Annotated in this window: 16 protein-coding genes; 5 read left to right on the top strand and 11 right to left on the bottom strand. The window is 71.6% G+C overall.

Features of this window, described 5'->3' with window-relative positions; translation table 11 throughout:
* The first annotated feature begins 109 nt into the window (after positions 1 to 109).
* From ABZX65_RS14065 to ABZX65_RS14050, 4 genes are all read left to right on the top strand, one after another.
* Positions 110 to 1090, top strand: a complete 981-nt coding sequence (locus tag ABZX65_RS14065; protein ID WP_355337998.1) for a ribose-phosphate diphosphokinase — start codon at positions 110 to 112, stop codon at positions 1088 to 1090.
* 220 nt (positions 1091 to 1310) lie between these two features.
* Entirely contained in the window at positions 1311 to 1916 is a 606-nt protein-coding gene (locus ABZX65_RS14060; protein ID WP_355337995.1) for a 50S ribosomal protein L25/general stress protein Ctc, read from the top strand.
* A 193-nt stretch (positions 1917 to 2109) separates the two neighbouring features.
* Entirely contained in the window at positions 2110 to 2703 is a 594-nt protein-coding gene (gene pth, locus ABZX65_RS14055; RefSeq protein ID WP_355337992.1) for an aminoacyl-tRNA hydrolase, read from the top strand.
* 132 nt (positions 2704 to 2835) lie between these two features.
* Positions 2836 to 3303 carry a hypothetical protein gene (locus ABZX65_RS14050; RefSeq protein ID WP_355338105.1) on the top strand — a complete coding sequence of 156 codons (468 nt, stop codon included), beginning with the start codon at positions 2836 to 2838 and terminating at the stop codon, positions 3301 to 3303.
* A 50-nt stretch (positions 3304 to 3353) separates the two neighbouring features.
* Here ABZX65_RS14050 and ABZX65_RS14045 read toward each other — a convergent pair whose 3' ends face one another.
* Positions 3354 to 3773, bottom strand: a complete 420-nt coding sequence (locus tag ABZX65_RS14045; protein ID WP_355337989.1) for a glyoxalase — start codon at positions 3771 to 3773, stop codon at positions 3354 to 3356.
* Positions 3770 to 4600, bottom strand: a complete 831-nt coding sequence (locus ABZX65_RS14040; RefSeq protein ID WP_355337986.1) for a trans-aconitate 2-methyltransferase — start codon at positions 4598 to 4600, stop codon at positions 3770 to 3772. The genes ABZX65_RS14045 and ABZX65_RS14040 overlap by 4 nt, the downstream gene beginning before the upstream one ends.
* Before the next feature lie 166 nt (positions 4601 to 4766).
* Here ABZX65_RS14040 and ABZX65_RS14035 point away from each other — a divergent pair, with 166 nt between their 5' ends.
* The gene (locus tag ABZX65_RS14035) at positions 4767 to 5264 is read left to right on the top strand and encodes a MarR family transcriptional regulator (protein WP_355337983.1); all 498 of its coding nucleotides are present in this window, start codon (positions 4767 to 4769) and stop codon (positions 5262 to 5264) included.
* Here ABZX65_RS14035 and ABZX65_RS14030 read toward each other — a convergent pair.
* The 9 genes from ABZX65_RS14030 to rsmA form a co-directional block, all read right to left on the bottom strand.
* The gene (locus ABZX65_RS14030) at positions 5223 to 6005 is read right to left on the bottom strand and encodes a response regulator transcription factor (RefSeq protein WP_188282377.1); all 783 of its coding nucleotides are present in this window, start codon (positions 6003 to 6005) and stop codon (positions 5223 to 5225) included. The genes ABZX65_RS14035 and ABZX65_RS14030 overlap by 42 nt on opposite strands.
* Positions 6006 to 6444: 439 nt before the next feature.
* On the bottom strand, positions 6445 to 7593 hold the full coding sequence (gene galK, locus ABZX65_RS14025; RefSeq protein ID WP_355337980.1) for a galactokinase: 1149 nt from the start codon (positions 7591 to 7593) through the stop codon (positions 6445 to 6447).
* Positions 7590 to 8570 carry a UDP-glucose 4-epimerase GalE gene (gene galE / locus ABZX65_RS14020; protein WP_355338102.1) on the bottom strand — a complete coding sequence of 327 codons (981 nt, stop codon included), beginning with the start codon at positions 8568 to 8570 and terminating at the stop codon, positions 7590 to 7592. Before galE ends, galK begins: the two co-directional genes overlap by 4 nt.
* Before the next feature lie 68 nt (positions 8571 to 8638).
* Positions 8639 to 9685, bottom strand: coding sequence for a galactose-1-phosphate uridylyltransferase (gene galT, locus ABZX65_RS14015; protein WP_355337977.1), 1047 nt, complete (start codon positions 9683 to 9685; stop codon positions 8639 to 8641).
* A gap of 227 nt (positions 9686 to 9912) precedes the next feature.
* Complete coding sequence (locus ABZX65_RS14010; protein ID WP_355337974.1) at positions 9913 to 10641, bottom strand: LuxR C-terminal-related transcriptional regulator; 729 nt, start codon at positions 10639 to 10641, stop codon at positions 9913 to 9915.
* A 152-nt stretch (positions 10642 to 10793) separates the two neighbouring features.
* Positions 10794 to 12521, bottom strand: coding sequence for a hypothetical protein (locus tag ABZX65_RS14005; RefSeq protein WP_355337971.1), 1728 nt, complete (start codon positions 12519 to 12521; stop codon positions 10794 to 10796).
* A 204-nt stretch (positions 12522 to 12725) separates the two neighbouring features.
* Complete coding sequence (locus ABZX65_RS14000) at positions 12726 to 14516, bottom strand: ABC-F family ATP-binding cassette domain-containing protein (protein ID WP_355337968.1); 1791 nt, start codon at positions 14514 to 14516, stop codon at positions 12726 to 12728.
* Positions 14517 to 14602: 86 nt separating this feature from the next.
* Positions 14603 to 15535 (bottom strand): 4-(cytidine 5'-diphospho)-2-C-methyl-D-erythritol kinase, encoded by a 933-nt coding sequence (locus ABZX65_RS13995; protein ID WP_355337965.1) that lies wholly within the window; start codon positions 15533 to 15535, stop codon positions 14603 to 14605.
* Positions 15536 to 15655: 120 nt separating this feature from the next.
* The gene (gene rsmA / locus ABZX65_RS13990; RefSeq protein WP_355337962.1) at positions 15656 to 16537 is read right to left on the bottom strand and encodes a 16S rRNA (adenine(1518)-N(6)/adenine(1519)-N(6))-dimethyltransferase RsmA; all 882 of its coding nucleotides are present in this window, start codon (positions 16535 to 16537) and stop codon (positions 15656 to 15658) included.
* Positions 16538 to 16539: the final 2 nt, after the last annotated feature.

The raw sequence follows: 16539 nt of genomic DNA, 5'->3' as shown, positions 1-16539 counted from the left end.
ATGCGCCGGTTGGGGCGTACCGTGTGGCTTGCACACAATTCCGCCAGCACGCCTAACCGAAGGCGACGCTGTGCCGAACACCAGTCGAAAACTCCAAGGAGACGGTGCAGTGACCGGGATCAAGACGACCGGTGAGAAGAAGCTGATGCTCTTCTCCGGCCGCGCCCACCCCGATCTGGCGGAGGCGGTGGCACACAGTCTCGGAGTCGGCCTGGTGCCGACCAAGGCTTTCGACTTCGCCAACGGCGAGATCTATGTGCGGTTCCAGGAGTCGGCCCGCGGCGCGGACTGCTTCCTCATCCAGAGCCACACCGCTCCCATCAACAAGTGGATCATGGAGCAGCTCATCATGCTCGATGCTCTCAAGCGGGCCTCCGCCCGGAGCATCACCGTGATCGTGCCCTTCTACGGCTACGCCCGGCAGGACAAGAAGCACCGCGGCCGTGAGCCGATCTCGGCCCGGCTGATGGCGGACCTGTTCAAGACCGCGGGCGCCGACCGCATCCTCACGGTCGACCTGCACACCGACCAGATCCAGGGCTTCTTCGACGGCCCGGTCGATCATCTCTTCGCCCTGCCGGTCCTCGCGGACTACGTGGGCGCCAAGGTCGACCGCGCCAAGCTCACGGTGGTCTCCCCGGACGCCGGCCGGGTACGGGTCGCCGACCGCTGGTGCGACCGGCTCGGCGCGCCGCTGGCCATCGTCCACAAGCGCCGCGACCCCGACGTCGCCAACCAGGTGAAGGTCCACGAGGTCGTCGGTGACGTCAAGGGCCGGGTCTGCGTCCTGGTCGACGACATGATCGACACCGGCGGTACGATCTGCGCCGCCGCCGACGCGCTGTTCGCCAACGGCGCCGAGGACGTCATCGTGACCGCCACCCACGGTGTGCTCTCCGGGCCCGCCGCGGACCGGCTGAAGAACTCCCGGGTGAGCGAGTTCATCCTCACCGACACCCTGCCGACCCCGCGCGAGCTGAACCTCGACAAGATCACCGTGCTGTCCATGGCGCCGACCATCGCCAACGCGGTGCGCGAGGTGTTCGAGGACGGCTCGGTCACCAGCCTGTTCGAGGACTCCGAGCACTGAGCTAGATCGATTTCTCCCGGGGCCTCCCCGCCGGTTACGCTGTCCGCGTTGCTCGGCGAGGGAGGCCCCGGTTTTTCCGGCGGACCTCCGTTATCGGCGCGCTCCTCGTAACGGTCTCCGCGCAAGCGGGGGTGAGTCGTGGAACGGCCCGTCGTGGGTCGGGCGACCGTATGACCCCCCTTTCGCGTACCGAGTTTTCCGTATCGAGGAGTTGAGCATCATGGCCGAGGTCAAGATCGCCGCAGAGCCGCGCACCGAGTTCGGCAAGGGCGCCGCCCGCCGCGTGCGCCGCGCCCACCAGGTCCCCGCCGTCATCTACGGTCACGGCGCCGACCCGCAGCACGTCACCGTCCCCGGCCACGAGCTGCTGCTCGCGCTCCGCACCGCGAACGTGCTGATCTCCCTCCAGCTCGACGGCAAGACCGCGCTGGTCATCCCCAAGGCGGTCCAGCGCGACCCGCTGCGCGGCACCATCGAGCACGTCGACCTGCTGTCCGTGAAGAGCGGCGAGAAGGTCACCGTCGAGATCCCGGTGCAGACCGAGGGCGAGCTGGCCGTCGGCGGCAACCTGCTGGAGCACGTGCTCAACACGCTGCCCGTCGAGGCCGAGGCGACCCACATCCCGACCGCGGTCACCGTCTCCATCGAGGGCCTGGAGGCCGGCGCCTCCATCCTCGCCAAGGACATCACCCTGCCCAAGGGCTCCACCCTGGCGATCGACGAGGACGCGGTCGTCATCCAGGTCGTCTCGGCCCAGGCCGAGGCCGCCGACGAGGCGGGCGACGAGGCCGCCGAGGGCACCGAGGACGCCGCCGCCGAGGCGTAGTCCCCCGCGCTCCCCCGGTCCTCGCGCGCTTATGCGCTCGTATGCTGACGTGCTCGTGTGCGTACGCTCACGTGCCCGCGCGCTCGCGTGCCGACGTGCTCGCGTGTGACCCCGGCCGCCGCCGCACCCTCACGGAGTGCGGCGGCGGCCGTTTTCCCGGTACGAAGTCGGCGACACGGAGTCGGAGACGTGGATGAGTGACACCTCAGGGCCCTGGCTGGTCGCGGGCCTCGGCAATCCGGGCCCCGAGTACGCGGGGAACCGGCACAACATCGGCTTCATGGTGGCCGATCTGCTCGCCCAGCGGGTCGGCGGCAAGTTCAAGCGCGCGCAGAAGGCGCAGGCCGTGGTCGTGGAGGGCCGGATCGGCCCGCCCGGTCCCGCGAACCAGCGGGTGGTGCTGGCGAAGCCCCAGTCGTACATGAATCTGTCCGGCGGCCCGGTGACCGCGCTGCGCGACTTCTACAAGGTGCCGACCGAGCGGATCATCGCCGTCCACGACGAGCTGGACATCGACTTCGGCACGCTGCGGCTCAAGCTGGGCGGCGGCGACAACGGCCACAACGGCCTCAAGTCGATGACCAAGTCGATGGGCCCCGACTATCTGCGGGTGCGCGCGGGGATCGGTCGTCCGCCGGGCCGGATGGACGTGGCGGCCTTTGTGCTCAAGGACTTCTCGTCCACCGAGCGCAAGGAGCTGGACTGGTTCGTGGACCGGGCGGCGGACGCGGTCGAGGCGCTGATCACCGAGGGCCTGGAGCGCGCGCAGAGCACGTACAACACCTGACCGGACGCGCGACCGGTCAACCGCCGGACACGGCGCTCACCCTTGTCGAGGGCGGGCGCGTACCGAGGTTGACCGGACGGCATGCGATGGCCAAAGATCGCCCGCATGGTGAAACGCAGCCGTTCCCGCCGGATGGCCGAGGGCACCTGGGGGCTGGTCCTGCTGGCCCGGGTGGTGGGCGGGTGGGCGCTGGTGCTGCTGCTCCTGGCGTCCGGCGCCTGGGACTCGTGGAAGACCGCGCAATACGTGATGCTCACCAAGGGGCACGAGCACGGCACGATGACGCTGACGAACTGCGGCGACTCCACCTGCACCGGACCCTTCGCGCCGAAGGGGTCGGCCGTCGCCCGCCCGAAGGTGGTCATCAGCCTGCCGGTCACACACCATGTCGGCGACCGTGTGCCGGTCGTGGTGAAGCCCGGGACGAACACGGTCGTACGGTCCGACTGGGGCGGCCTGTTCTTCTCCTGGGTGCCGCTGGCCGGAGCCCTGCTGCTGGCCGCGGTCGTGGCCGGCGGGGCGCTGCGGATGCGGCGCACGGCGTGGACGCTGGCGGCGCTGGGGGCGGCGCTTATCGGTGCGGCCTTCTTGCTGCTGTAGGACGCGCGGGGGCGTCAGGCACGCTCGCCCGACGCCCCCGCGCACGGACGTCAGGCTCTCATCGCCATCGGCTCCAGGAACTCCAGCCGGTTGCCGACCGGGTCCTCGGAGTAGAAGCGGGAGTGGCCCGGCAGGTCGTCGTCCCAGACGACCTTGGCGCCGCGCGCCTGGAGCTCCTTGCCGAAGGCGTGGATCCCGGTGACGCGGATGCCCGGGTGGGCCTTGCGGGCGGGCCTGAAGTCCTCCTCGATCCCTAAGTGCAGCACCGCGTCCCCCGCCGCGAACCAGCAGCCGCCGCGCGCCGCGAGCACCGGCGGCTTGGTCAACTCGGCCATCCCCAGCACCCCGACGTAGTACGCGCGCAGCGCCTCCTCGCTGCCCGGCGGCGCGGCGAGCTGGACGTGGTCGACCCCCGCGATCCCGAAGCCGTCGGCGCCCCCCGCCGTCCCCCCTGCCACTCCCCGCGTCACGCCGCCGCCTCCTGCCCCTGTTTGCGCGCGACGGTGAAGATCCGCCGGAAGGGGAAGACCGTCCCGTGCGGGCCCGGCGGGTACGCCTTGCGCAGCAGGTCGCGGTACTGGCCGACGAATTCCGTCACCGCCCCCCGGTCGCCGTCCAGCGCGGTCAGCACCGGCCGCAGCGCGGTGCCCTTGGTCCACTCCAGCACCGGGTCCTCGCCCTGGAGCAACTGCACATACGTCGACTCCCACACATCGGCCGCGCAGCCCAGTTCGGTCAGCCGCTCCAGATAGTCGGCCGGGCTGAGGATGTGGACGTAGCGGCGGCCGTGTCCGTCGAGCCGGTCGCGCCACCGCGGGGTGTCGCACAGCTCGCCCAGCAGCGCGTGGCTGGGCGCGGTGAAGTTGCCCGGCACCTGGAAGGCCAGGGTGCCGCCGGGCGTGATGTGGTCGAGCCAGCCGGGGAAGCGGTCGGCGTGGCCGGGCACCCACTGGAGCGCGGCGTTGGAGACGATCAGGTCGAAGGACTCCTCGGGCGCCCAGTGCGCCGCGTCGGCCTGCCGGAAGTCCAGCTCACCGCCGCCCGCCGTGGGTCCCGCGTACCGCGCCGCCGCGTCCAGCATCTCGCGGGAGCTGTCGAAGCCGGTGATCCGGGCTCCGGGCCAGCGGTCGGCGAGCAGCGCGGTGACATTGCCCGGACCGCACCCGATGTCGGCGATCCGGGGCGCGTCGCCGCCCGGCAGATCCTGGATACGGGTGAGGAGGTCGAGGAAAGGGCGGGTGCGGTGGGTGGAGTGCCGGAGATACTGTTGCGGGTCCCACGTTGGCGCTGCGTGCATCGTCGTACTCCCTGGCTTTTCATAGCCGGCTGCGCACAGCCGCTACCGAAACGGAGGGCGAGGTTCTGCCCTCTGGTCGGTGTCCAGGCTCCTCCGACATATCTCTTGAAGTCAAGAGGCTTCATATCAAGAGACTTCATATCGACAGACCTACTACACTGAGCGCATGGAGGACGAGGTCGACCGGCTGGTCGCTGCATGGCGCCGAGAGCGCCCCGACCTCGACGTGGAGCCGCTGGAGGTGCTCAGCCGGGTCAGCAGACTCGCCCGGCACCTCGACCGCGCGCGGCGGCTGGCCTTCGCCGAGCACAGTCTCGAACCGTGGGAGTTCGACGTGCTCACCTCGCTGCGCCGCGCGGGACCGCCGTACCAGCTCTCGCCGGGCCAGCTCCTGACCCAGACGCTGGTCACCTCCGGCACGATGACCAACCGGATCGACCGGCTCGCCCAGCGCGGGCTCGTCGAGCGGCTGCCCGACCCCAGCGACCGGCGCGGCGTGCTCGTCCGGCTCACCGTGGAGGGCCAGGAGCGCGCGGACCAGTCGCTGGCCGGACTGCTCGCGCAGGAACGCGCGATCCTGGGCGAGCTGTCCGCCCGGCAGCGCGGTGAACTGGCCGGGCTGCTACGACAGTTGACCGCGCCTTTCGACAACGTCCCCGGCTGACGGCACCAGCTCCACCGGCCCCACGCCCGCCCTGCGGGCCAGCGCGACCGCCGCCAGCGTCGAGTGCACGCCGAGCTTGCCCAGCACATTCTGCATATGGGTGCGGACGGTGTGCGGCGACAGGAACAGCCGCTCGGCGACGGCTTTGCGGCCCAGGCCCGCGACCATGCAGCGCAGCACCTCCTGCTCGCGCGGCGTCAGCGACTCCACCAGCCGTTCGCTCTCGGTGCGGTGCCTGCGGGCGGCCGTCAGCTCGCGCAGCACACCGGTCAGCAGGGCGGGCGGCAGATGCGTCTCGTCGCGCAGCACGCCGCGTACGACCGCGAGCAGCCGTGACAGCGAGCAGTCCTTGGCGACCCACCCCGACGCCCCGGCCTGGAGCGCGCGGGCCGCCCTGCGGGCGTCGTCCCGCTCGGCCAGCACGACGGTACGGGTCCCCGGATACTCGGCCCTGACCCGTTCCACCAGCGCCAGGCCGTCCAGGACCGGTTCCTGCTCGACCGGGATGCGCGGCACCGCCGCGAGCGTCACCGGCGGTCGCGGACCGTCCCCCAGATCGGCGTCCACCAGCAGGACGTCGTAGCGCCGGTTGTCGGCCGCCGCGCGGTCCAGGCAGCGCTGAGCGGCCGGGCCGCTCCCCGCGGCCGAGACGTCGACGTCGGGCTCCGCCGCGAGCGCGGCGGCAAGCGACTCGGCGAAGATGCGATGATCATCGACGACGAGAACGCGGATTCGTCCCACGGGTACCACTCCCGGTGTTGGGCACTCCCCCAGTGGCGGGGCGGCATTCGCGCGGGATCCGGCACCCGGATCGGGACCGCCGCCCCTCCCCGGGTGCCGAACCCCTTGCGTCTCGCCCCCTGATGCACGCCGGCCCCCACCGGCGCTGTCTCAAAAGCGTAGGGCGTCGCGCCCCCGTTAACACCGTCTTGACGGAAGTTCTCCGTCGCGGAATTCCGGATTCCCTCGCCTTGTGGTACCGGAGTGACCACGGTGACGGGAGCGGCCCCGCGCGCGCCGAACGGGCCGGTCCGCACGTGCCGAGCTTCACACGGACCGGCCCGTCAGACAGCGGGGAACGGGAGCGGGGAACGGGATTTGAGCACGGGGTGGGAGAACGGGGTCTGGAAACCGGGTATGGAAACCGGGTCTGGGAACCGGGTTTGAGATCCGGGCCCCGCTAAACCAGCCGGTGCGCTCCGGGGCCCGCCGTCGTCGGGAAGAGCCGGGCCGCCGGAAGGGCGGCCTGGATGGTCGCGGACAGCGCCGGGATGTCGGCAGCCTCCGCCAGGACGATGGCGGAGCCGCCGAAGCCGCCGCCGGTCATACGGGCGCCCAGGGCGCCGTTGGCGAGCGCGGTGTCGACCACGAGGTCGAGTTCGGCGCACGAGATCCGGAAGTCGTCGCGGAGCGAGACGTGCCCCGCGGTCAGGACGGGCCCGATCTCGCGGGTGCGCCCGGCGTCCAGAAGCGCGATGACCTCCTCGACGCGCCGGTTCTCGGTCACCACGTGCCGGGTGAGCCGCCGCAGCCGCTCGTCGGGGAGGGCGGCCAGCGCGGCGTCGAGCCCGTCGTAGGGGACGTCGCGCAGGGCGGGGACGCCGAGGGCCGCGGCGGCGGCCTCGCAGCCCGCGCGCAGTTCGCCGTACGCCCCGTCGGCGTGCGCGTGCTTGACGCGGGTGTCGACCACCAGCAGTTGCAGCCCCTGCGCGGCCAGGTCGAACGGCACCTGGCGCTGCGTGAGCCCGCGCACGTCGAGGTGGAGCGCGTGCCCCTGCGTACAGCAGGCGGACGCGGTCTGGTCCATGACGCCGACGGGCGCGCCGACGTAGGTGTTCTCCGAGGACTGGCAGAGCAGGGCCAACTCCTGGCGGGGCAGGTCCAGGCCGTGCAGTTCGGTGAGGGCCAGGGCGGTGACGACCTGGAGGGCGGCGGAGGACGAGAGCCCGCCGCCGACCGGCACATTGCTGTCGTAGTGGATGTCGGCGCCGCCGATGGCGTGGCCCGCCTGCCGCAGCGTCCACAGGACGGCCGCGGGGTACACGGCCCAGCCGCCGGTCGTACCGGGAGCCAGTTCGTCGACGCGCAGTTCGACGACGCCGCCGTCCATGTCGGCGGAGTGCACGCGCAGCAGCCCGTCGTCGCGGCGGGCGACGGCCGCCCGGGTGCGGTGCGGGAGCGCGAACGGCATGACGTAGCCGTCGTTGTAGTCGGTGTGCTCGCCGATCAGATTGACCCGGCCGGGCGCCGCCCATATGCCCTCGGGCGCGCGCCCGAAGATGTTCTTGAACGCGATCTCGAACGCGGCTTCCGTCGTGGCTTCCGTCATCGTCCGTCCTCCCCCTGCGTCGGCGAGTGGTCCTGCGACAGCGACCGGGTGAAATTCCATGCGTCGCGGATGATCTCCGCGAGGTCGGTGCGGCTGGGCTGCCAGCCGAGCCGCTGCCTGGCGCGCTCCGCGGAGGCGACCAGTACGGCGGGGTCGCCCGCGCGGCGCGGCTCGTCGGTGGCCGGGATGGGGTGGCCGGTGACCTGGCGGGCGGTCTCGATGACCTCGCGGACCGAGAAGCCGTTGCCGTTGCCGAGGTTGCAGATCAGGTGCTCGCCCGCGGGCGCCTTGTCGAGCGCCAGCAGATGCGCCTCGGCCAGGTCCGCGACGTGGATGTAGTCGCGCAGGCAGGTGCCGTCCGGCGTCGGGTAGTCGTCGCCGAAGACCGAGACCGCGCGGCGGCGGCCCTGCGCGACCTGGAGGACCAGCGGGATCAGGTGCGACTCGGGGTCGTGCCGCTCGCCGTGGCCGCCGTACGCGCCCGCGACGTTGAAGTACCGCAGGGAGACGGCGGACAGGCCGTGCGCCGCGCACTCGCTGGTGATCATGTGGTCGACGGCGAGCTTCGTCGCGCCGTACGGGTTGGTGGGCGCGGTCGCCGCGTCCTCGGTGATGGGGATGGCGGTGGGCTCGCCGTAGGTGGCGGCGGTGGAGGAGAAGACGAGGGTGCGTACGCCGGAGTCCCGCATGGCGGCGAGCAGTTCGAGGGTGCCGCCGACGTTGTTGCGCCAGTACTTCTCGGGTACGGCGACGGACTCGCCGACCTGCGAGGAGGCGGCGAAGTGCAGCACCGCGTCATAGGTGCTGTCGAGCACCTTGTCGGCGTCCTGGACGCGGCCCTCGACGAAGTCGGCGCCCTTGGGCACGCCCGCGAGGAAGCCGGTCGACAGGTCGTCCAGCACCGTCACCCGGTGCCCGGCCTCCAGCAGATGGGCGGCGACGACCCCGCCGACGTATCCGGCGCCGCCGGTGACCAGGACCTTCTTGGGCCGGGCGGCCGTCTCCCGCTGGGCGGTCGTCGACTCGGTGCCCGCTCGCTCGGTGCTCACTGACTCGCTACCTCTCGCAGTCGCAACGCCGCGGACTCCGGCGGCACATCGTTGATGAAAGCGCCCATTCCGGACTCGGAGCCCGCGAGGAACTTCAGCTTGCCCGATGTGCGCCGGATAGTGAAAAGCTCCAGATGGAGCGCGAAATCGCGGCGGTCCGGCGCGTTGAACGGCGCCTGGTGCCAGCCGGAGATGTACGGGGTACGCGGCTGGCCCTCGCCGAAGATCCGGTCGAAGCGGCGCAGCAGCTCCAGATAGACCCGCGGGAACTCGGCGCGCGCGTCCTCGTCGAGGCCGAGCAGGTCGGGCACCCGCCGGTGGGGATACAGGTGCACCTCGTACGGCCAGTGCGCGGCGTACGGCACGAAGGCGGTCCAGTGTTCACCCGTGAGGACGATTCGGCGGCCGTCCGCGCGCTCGTCGGCGAGGACGTCGTCGAAGAGGTTGCGCCCGCCGGTGCGCTCGCGGTGCTCGGCGAGCGAGCGCAGCATCAGGGCGGTGCGCGGTGTGACGAACGGATAGGCGTAGATCTGGCCGTGCGGGTGGCCGAGGGTGACGCCGATCTCCGCGCCGCGGTTCTCGAACGGGAAGACCTGCTCCACGCCGGGCTGCTGGCCCAGGTCGCGGGTGCGGTCGGTCCAGGCGTCCAGCACCAGGCGGGCGGAGGCGGGGCTCAGGTCGGCGAAGGACGCGTCGTGGTCGGGGGTGAAGCAGACCACCTCGCAGCGGCCCGCGTCACCGGCCAGCGAGGGGAAGCGGTTCTCGAAGACGACCACCTCGTAGTCGCTGTCCGGGATCTCGCTCAGCCGACCCTCGCGCGAGGGGCACAGCGGGCACTCGTCGGCGGGCGGGTGGTACGTACGGCCCTGCCGGTGCGAGGCGACGGCGACGGTGTCGCCCAGCAGCCGGTCGGCGCGCAGCTCGGACTCGGTGGCGACGGGCTCCAGCGGACGGCGGTCCACGGCGTCGCGCACGACGTCGTCCCTGGAGTCGTAATAGATCAGCTCACGGCCGTCGGCGAGCCGGGTCGTCGTCTTCTTCACCCTTGAGGCCCCTCATCACAAGCACTCAACATAATCAAACACAAGGAACCACAAAATAACAGCCCGGTCAATGGGGACTCCGGGAAGATGCTTGAAACAGGTTGATTGTGGTGGTAAGTGTCCGCGCACGCGAGAGCGGGGCGGCACCTCCTGTCCGGAGGTGCCGCCCCGCGGGCGGAAGACGTGCGGAAAACGTGTGGAAAAAGGGGGGTGCTGGGGTCGGTGCGTCAGCCCGCCGCGCCGGGACCGGCCGCGGAGGACTGCGGGAACGCCGCGGACGCCGGGGCGCCTTCGGCCGCCGCGCGGTCCAGCAGGCCGGTACGGGCGGCCAGGGCGGCCGCCTCCAGCCGGGAGCCGACCCCCAGCTTCATCAGGACGCGCTGCACATGCGTCCGCGCGGTGCTCGGCGCGATCCGCATGCCCGCCGCGATCAGCCGGGTGTCCTCGCCCTCCGCGACCCGCACCAGGACCTCGATCTCGCGCGGTGTGAGCATCTCCAGCAGCCGCGCGCCCTCGTCGTCCGGCTGCCGCGCGGGGTTGAGCAGTTCCGCGAAGGCGCCCTGGAGGAGCGTCTGCGCCACCGCGACCTCCCCGGCCCGCGCCTTGGCCATCGCGCGCTCCACGCCCTCGATGCGCTCGTCGTGGCGTACGTAACCGGAGGCGCCGGCCGCGAAGGCCGCCGCGATGCCGCGCGGGTCGGGCACCGGCCCGAGGACGACCACCGCGACCGCCGGGCGCTCCCGCTTGATCCTGGCCACCGCGTCGAAGGCGCCCGGCTCGGCCGGTGCGGCCGTGCCGTACAGGCACACCTCGGGAGACCTGCTCAGTACCAGTTCCGCCGCGCCCGCCGCGGGCGCCGCCGCCGCGAGCACCCGGTGCCCGCGCAGCTTCAGTGCCGAGGCCAGCGCCTCGGCGAGCAGGCGGTGGTCGTCAACGACCACGAGCCGTACGCCCATGTCGGGTATCCCCTATCCCCCCGGGGTCCGGACCACTGCCGACCCCGACCCCTACGCATACCGCCCTAGGCGGCGAAGCTACACGCATCCACCACCGGCCGCGCCCCCTATCGAACAGAAGGTTCCGGCGAATCCGGAATTACCGTAGCTCGTCAGCCGAAGGTCACCAGATAGGTCTGGTCGGACGAGGAGGCGTACACCGTGCGCGTCGCGATGATGAAATGACCGTCGTGCCAGACGGGGTAGCTGCGCATCGCCGACACGTTCAGCTTCTGCGAGGCGTCGGTGTCGAACTGCGCGTAGGTGGTGAGCGCGCCGCTGGCCGGGTCCAGGGTCACCAGACGGCCCTGCACGTCGTAGCCGGCGGGCTCGTACGCGAGGAGCTTGCCGTCCTCGATCGCCAGGCCCTGGATGTCGTGCTTGCTGTCAGGCTTGGCGATCCACTTCTGCTTGCCGTCGCTCAGGTTGAACGCGACGATCCCGCTGAGCACCTGGCCGTTGCTGTCGTGCTTGCTCGTCAGCGACAGATAGAGGGTGTCACTGCTGACGATCACATTGTGCACGGCCTGCATCTCGGTGCCGTCCGTGCTGATGTCGTACTTGTCGGTGCCGAGCGAGACCCGCGACTGGAGACGGCCGTCGACGATCGTCGCCACGTCCGTCTGCCTCTCGCCCTCGGTGCCGAGCACCACCACCACCGGGTCGGTGGAGACGACGGCCGAGACCTTGGTGCCGACCGGCGCCGTCCACGACCATTTGGCGCTGCCGTTGTTGTCCGGATCGATGACCTGGACCTTGTACGTCTTGTAACCGCAGTTGACGATCGCCACGAACTGCTTGCCGCCCGCGTAGCCGTCGTCCTCGCAGTCACCGTTGCCCGACCGCCACAGCACCTTCTGGGTGCTCAGCCGGTAGCCGATCGAGCCCTCCAGCCAGTCCACGCCGAGCGTGTCGCCGCTGATCGCCATCTCGCTGTAGTCGAAGTCCGGCTTCTCCGAACTGCCGACCGGCAGCTTCGCCGTCCACACCGCCCTGCCCGCCGCGAGATCGATCACCATTACCTGCTCGCAGTTGGCGCCGAACTGGACGGCCGTCAGGTTGTTGTTGGAGTCGCGCGCGGCCGTGCAGTCGCCGCTCGACGGTGTCGGTACGGTCCACGCCACCGCGCCGGTGCCCAGGTCGTAGCCGACGACCTTGTCGATCTCGTTCTTCACCACGTACTTGTCGGTGAACCAGACGCCGAGGACGCTCTTCAGATTGTCCTTCGACGCCACCGGGTCCGCGGGCTTGTCCCACTTGTACGACAGTGTCGAATTGTGCGTCTTGGCGGTGTTCGTACCGCCGTTGGCACCACCGGCGTTGGCCTGCGGCTTGGGCGCCGGGTCGTCGCCGCCGCCGCTCTTGGTCGCGAAGTACACTCCGCCGCCGATCACCAGCACCGCGGCGACGACCGCCGCGACGATCACGATCAGCTTGTTGTTCGACGAACCGCCTGAGGGGGCGGGGTAGCCCGAGGGTCCGGGCCCGTACGGCGGCTGTTGCTGCTGCGGATAGCCGTACGCCTGCTGCTGCGGCGGGACCTGGCCGGGCTGCGGGTAGCCGTACTGCGGGGGCGGTGTCTGCCCCTGCGGCACCTGACCGGGCGGCGGGGGCGGGGGCGGCACCTGGCCGGGCGGCGGCGGAGGTCCCTGCCGGCCGCCGTACTGCTGCTGCGGGAAGGCCGGTTGGGTGGGCGCCTGCGCGTACGGGTTCTGGCCGGGGGGCACCGGCTGCGCGTACGGGTTCTCGTTACCGGGAACCGGGCCCGCCTGGCCCGGGTATCCGTAACCACCGCCGGGCGGCGGCGGGTTTCCGGGGGGCGGCGGGGGCGGCTGCGACATCAACAGGTCCTTCGGGCACAGGTGAATCAGGGACGGATGAACGGAAATTCTTTCTATCACCCGCCCCCACCACCCCCTCGGGGAGCGGCCCGACCGTTACCTGGCCGCTACACGTCTTCACACGTCGAGGGATTCTGCTTCACCTGCGAAGGGGTGTTACCCGCCCCATGTGAAGGGGTCTTACCCGCCTCATGTGAAGGGGTGTTACGCGTCCTCCGCCAACTCCAGCCAGCGCATCTCCAGTTCCTCGCGCTCCTCGCGCAGCGCGCGCAATTCGGCGTCCAGGGAGGCGACTTTCTCGAAATCGGTCGCATTGTCGGCGATGCCGGTGTGCAGCTTCGCCTCCCGCTGGCCGAGTTTGTCGAGCTGCCGCTCGATGCGCTGGAGTTCCTTCTTCGCCGCGCGGGTGTCGCCCGTGGGCTTGTCCTTGGCGGGCGCCGGGGCGGGCGCCGCGGCCTCGGCGACCCGGCGGCGGCGCTCCAGGTACTCGTCCACACCGCGCGGCAGCATGCGCAGGCTGGCGTCGCCGAGCAGCGCGAAGACGCGGTCGGTGGTGCGCTCCAGGAAGTACCGGTCGTGGCTGATCACCAGCATCGAGCCGGGCCAGCCGTCGAGCAGGTCCTCCAACTGGGTGAGCGTCTCGATGTCGAGGTCGTTGGTGGGCTCGTCCAGGAACAGCACATTGGGCTCGTCCATCAGCAGCCGCAGGATCTGGAGCCGACGGCGCTCACCGCCGGACAGGTCGCCGACCGGCGTCCACTGCTTCTCCTTGGTGAAGCCGAACTTCTCGCAGAGCTGCCCCGCGGTCATCTCCCGGCCCTTGCCGAGGTCGACGCGCTGCCGCACCGACTCCACGGCCTGGAGCACCCGCCAGTTCGGGTCCAGCTCGGCGACCTCCTGGGAGAGGTAAGCGAGCTTCACCGTCTTGCCGACGACCACTTTGCCGGCCGCCGGCTGCTGGTCGCCGCCGGTCGCCGCGGCCTCGGCGAGCGCCCGCAGGAGTGAGGTCTTGCCCGAGCCGTTGACGCCGACCAGGCCGACGCGGTCGCCGGGGCCGAGCTGCCACGTCAGGTGCTTCAGCAGCACCTTGGGGCCCGCTTGGACTGTCACATCCTCCAGCTCGAAGACCGTCTTGCCGAGGCGGGAGTTGGCGAATTTCATCAGCTCCGCGGTGTCGCGCGGCGGCGGCACGTCGGCGATCAGCTCGTTCGCCGCCTCGATGCGGAAGCGCGGCTTGGAGGTGCGGGCCGGGGCGCCGCGGCGCAGCCAGGCCAGCTCCTTGCGCATCAGATTCTGCCGCTTGGTCTCCTCGGTGGCCGCGATCCGTTCCCGCTCGGCGCGCGCGAACACGTAATCGCTGTAGCCGCCCTCGTACTCGTACACCGAGCCGCGCTGCACGTCCCACATGCGGGTGCAGACCTGGTCGAGGAACCAGCGGTCGTGGGTGACGCAGACGAGCGCGGAGCGGCGGGTGCCGAGGTGGCCCGCCAGCCAGGCGATGCCCTCGACGTCGAGGTGGTTGGTCGGCTCGTCGAGGACCAGCAGGTCCTGCTCCTCGATCAGCAGCTTCGCGAGCGCGATCCTGCGCCGCTCGCCGCCGGAGAGCGGGCCGATGACGGTGTCCAGGCCGAGCGGGAAGCCGGGCAGGTCCAGGCCGCCGAACAGGCCGGTCAGCACGTCGCGGATCTTCGCGTCGCCCGCCCACTGGTGGTCGGCGCGGTCGCCGATCACCTCGTGGCGCACGGTCGCGGCCGGGTCGAGGCTGTCGCTCTGCGTCAAGACGCCCAGTCGCAGCCCACCCTGGTGGGTGACGCGGCCGGTGTCCGGCTCCTCCAGCTTGGCGAGCAGCCGGATGAGGGTGGTCTTGCCGTCGCCGTTGCGGCCCACGACGCCGGTGCGGTCGCCTTCGGAGACGCCGAGGGACACGGATTCGAGCAGCGCTCGCGTGCCGTATGTCTTGCCGACGGCTTCGACGTTGACCAGGTTGACGGCCACTCTCGTACGCTCCAGGGGTTCGCGGGGGTTCTGCTTCAGCGTAGTGCGGCGCGGTGAGGTGCCGGTTCCGGGTGGTGCCCCGGCGGTCAGGGGGCGGGGACGACGGTCGCGCCGGGGGCCGGGGAGGCGGCCGGGCGGGCGGTGCGGCAGGTGCCGGAAGCGGTGAGGGTGACCGCGATCTTGGCGGCGGTGTCGGCGTCCGGCGCGAGGAAGGCGCAGGTGGGTCCCGAGCCGGAGACCAGCGCGGCGAGCGCGCCCGCGTCCGTGCCGGTGGCCAGGGTGTCGGCCAGCGCGGGCCGCAGGGACAGGGCGGCGGCCTGGAGGTCGTTGACCAGGACGGCGGCGAGCGCGTACGGGTCGCCGGTGCGCAGCGCGTCGATCAGCGCGGGGTCGGCGACGGGCGCAGGTACGTCGTCGGTGGTGTCGCCCGCGCCGACCTCGCGGCGCAGGCGGTCGCACTCGCGGTAGACGGCCGGGGTGGACAGGCCGCCGTCGGCGACGGCGAAGACCCAGTGGAAGGGGCCCGCCACCTCCAGCGGCGTGAGGATCTCACCCCTGCCCTCCCCCAGCGCGGCGCCGCCGACCAGGCTGAACGGCACGTCGCTGCCCAGCTCCGCGCAGATCGCGAGCAGGTCGGCGCGCGGGGTGTTCAGGCCCCACAGGGTGTCGCAGGCGAGCAGCGCCGCCGCCGCGTCCGCGCTGCCGCCCGCCATGCCGCCCGCCACAGGGATGTCCTTGGTGATGTGCAATCCCACAACGGGATCGACGCCATGGTGCGCGGCGAGCGCGACCGCCGCCTTGGCCGCCAGATTGGTGGCGTCCAGCGGGATGCTGTCGGTGTCCGGGCCGGACGCGGTGATCGTCAACGCGTCGGCGGGCACTGCTGTCACATGGTCGTACAGGCCGACCGCCAGAAAGACGTTCGCCAGGTCGTGGAAACCGTCGGGGCGGCGACCGCCGACCGCGAGCTGGACGTTGACCTTTGCGGGCACGCGGACGGTGACGGGTGCGGCGGTCACTGCTGGCTCCCTTGCGAGGGTGGTGCGTACGGAGGGCGGTCCGCCGGGCGCGGCGGATTCACGGGCTGGGGATTCGCGGGCGGCGGGTACGGGCGGCGGCGGGTTTACGGTGCGGCGGCGTCAGACCGCGGGCTTGTGCTCGGCCGCGGGCTTGTGCTCGGCGACGGCGGCGAATTCCTCCACCGTCAGTTCCTCGCCCCTGGCCTGCGGGGAGACCCCTGCGGCCACCAGCGCGGCCTCGGCGGCCGGGGCCGAGCCCGCCCAGCCGGACAGCGCCGCGCGCAGCGTCTTGCGGCGCTGGGCGAAGGCCGCGTCGACGGCGGCGAAGACCTCTTCGCGGGTGGCGGTGGTCTTCGGCGGGTCACGCCGGGTCAGCGAGACGAGACCGGAGTCGACGTTGGGCGCGGGCCAGAACACATTGCGGCCGATGGAACCGGCGCGCTTGACCTCCGCGTACCAGTTGGCCTTCACCGACGGCACTCCGTACACCTTGTTGCCCGGCCCCGCGGCCAGCCGGTCGGCGACCTCGGCCTGGACCATCACCAAGGTGCGCTCGATGCTCGGGAAGGCGGCGAGCATGTGCAGCAGGACGGGCACCGCCACGTTGTACGGCAGATTCGCCACCAGGGCGGTGGGCGGCGGCCCCGGCAGTTCCGTCACCCGCATCGCGTCGCTGTGCGCCAGGGCGAAACGGTCCGCCCGGTCCGGCATGCGCGCGGCGACGGTCGCGGGCAGCGCTGCGGCCAGCACGTCGTCGATCTCGATCGCGGTGACCCGGTCGGCGGCCTCCAGCAGCGCGAGGGTGAGCGAGCCGAGTCCGGGACCGACCTCGACGACCGCGTCCTCGGGCCGCACCCCGGCGGTCCTGACGATCCGCCGCACCGTGTTCGCGTCGATGACGAAGTTCTGCCCGCGCTGCTTGGTGGGGCGCACCCCCAGTGCCGCGGCCAGTTCACGGATGTCGGCCGGTCCGAGGAGGGCGTCGGGATCTGTCGTACTCACAC

The organism is Streptomyces sp. NPDC003300 (genome assembly GCF_040610915.1).
Classification (GTDB): Bacteria; Actinomycetota; Actinomycetes; order Streptomycetales; family Streptomycetaceae; genus Actinacidiphila.
Note: the sequence above shows the minus strand (reverse complement) of the source record. Positions and strands in the feature narration are given on the sequence as shown.

Coding starts and splice junctions, on each gene's coding strand:
- pth (WP_355337992.1), top strand. CDS start 2,110: ATGAGTGACACCTCAGGGCCCTGGCTGGTCGCGGGCCTCGGCAATCCG.
- ABZX65_RS14010 (WP_355337974.1), bottom strand. CDS start 10,641: ATGGGCGTACGGCTCGTGGTCGTTGACGACCACCGCCTGCTCGCCGAG.
- ABZX65_RS14060 (WP_355337995.1), top strand. CDS start 1,311: ATGGCCGAGGTCAAGATCGCCGCAGAGCCGCGCACCGAGTTCGGCAAG.
- ABZX65_RS14040 (WP_355337986.1), bottom strand. CDS start 4,600: ATGCACGCAGCGCCAACGTGGGACCCGCAACAGTATCTCCGGCACTCC.
- ABZX65_RS14005 (WP_355337971.1), bottom strand. CDS start 12,521: ATGTCGCAGCCGCCCCCGCCGCCCCCCGGAAACCCGCCGCCGCCCGGC.
- galK (WP_355337980.1), bottom strand. CDS start 7,593: ATGACGGAAGCCACGACGGAAGCCGCGTTCGAGATCGCGTTCAAGAAC.
- ABZX65_RS14035 (WP_355337983.1), top strand. CDS start 4,767: ATGGAGGACGAGGTCGACCGGCTGGTCGCTGCATGGCGCCGAGAGCGC.
- ABZX65_RS14050 (WP_355338105.1), top strand. CDS start 2,836: ATGGCCGAGGGCACCTGGGGGCTGGTCCTGCTGGCCCGGGTGGTGGGC.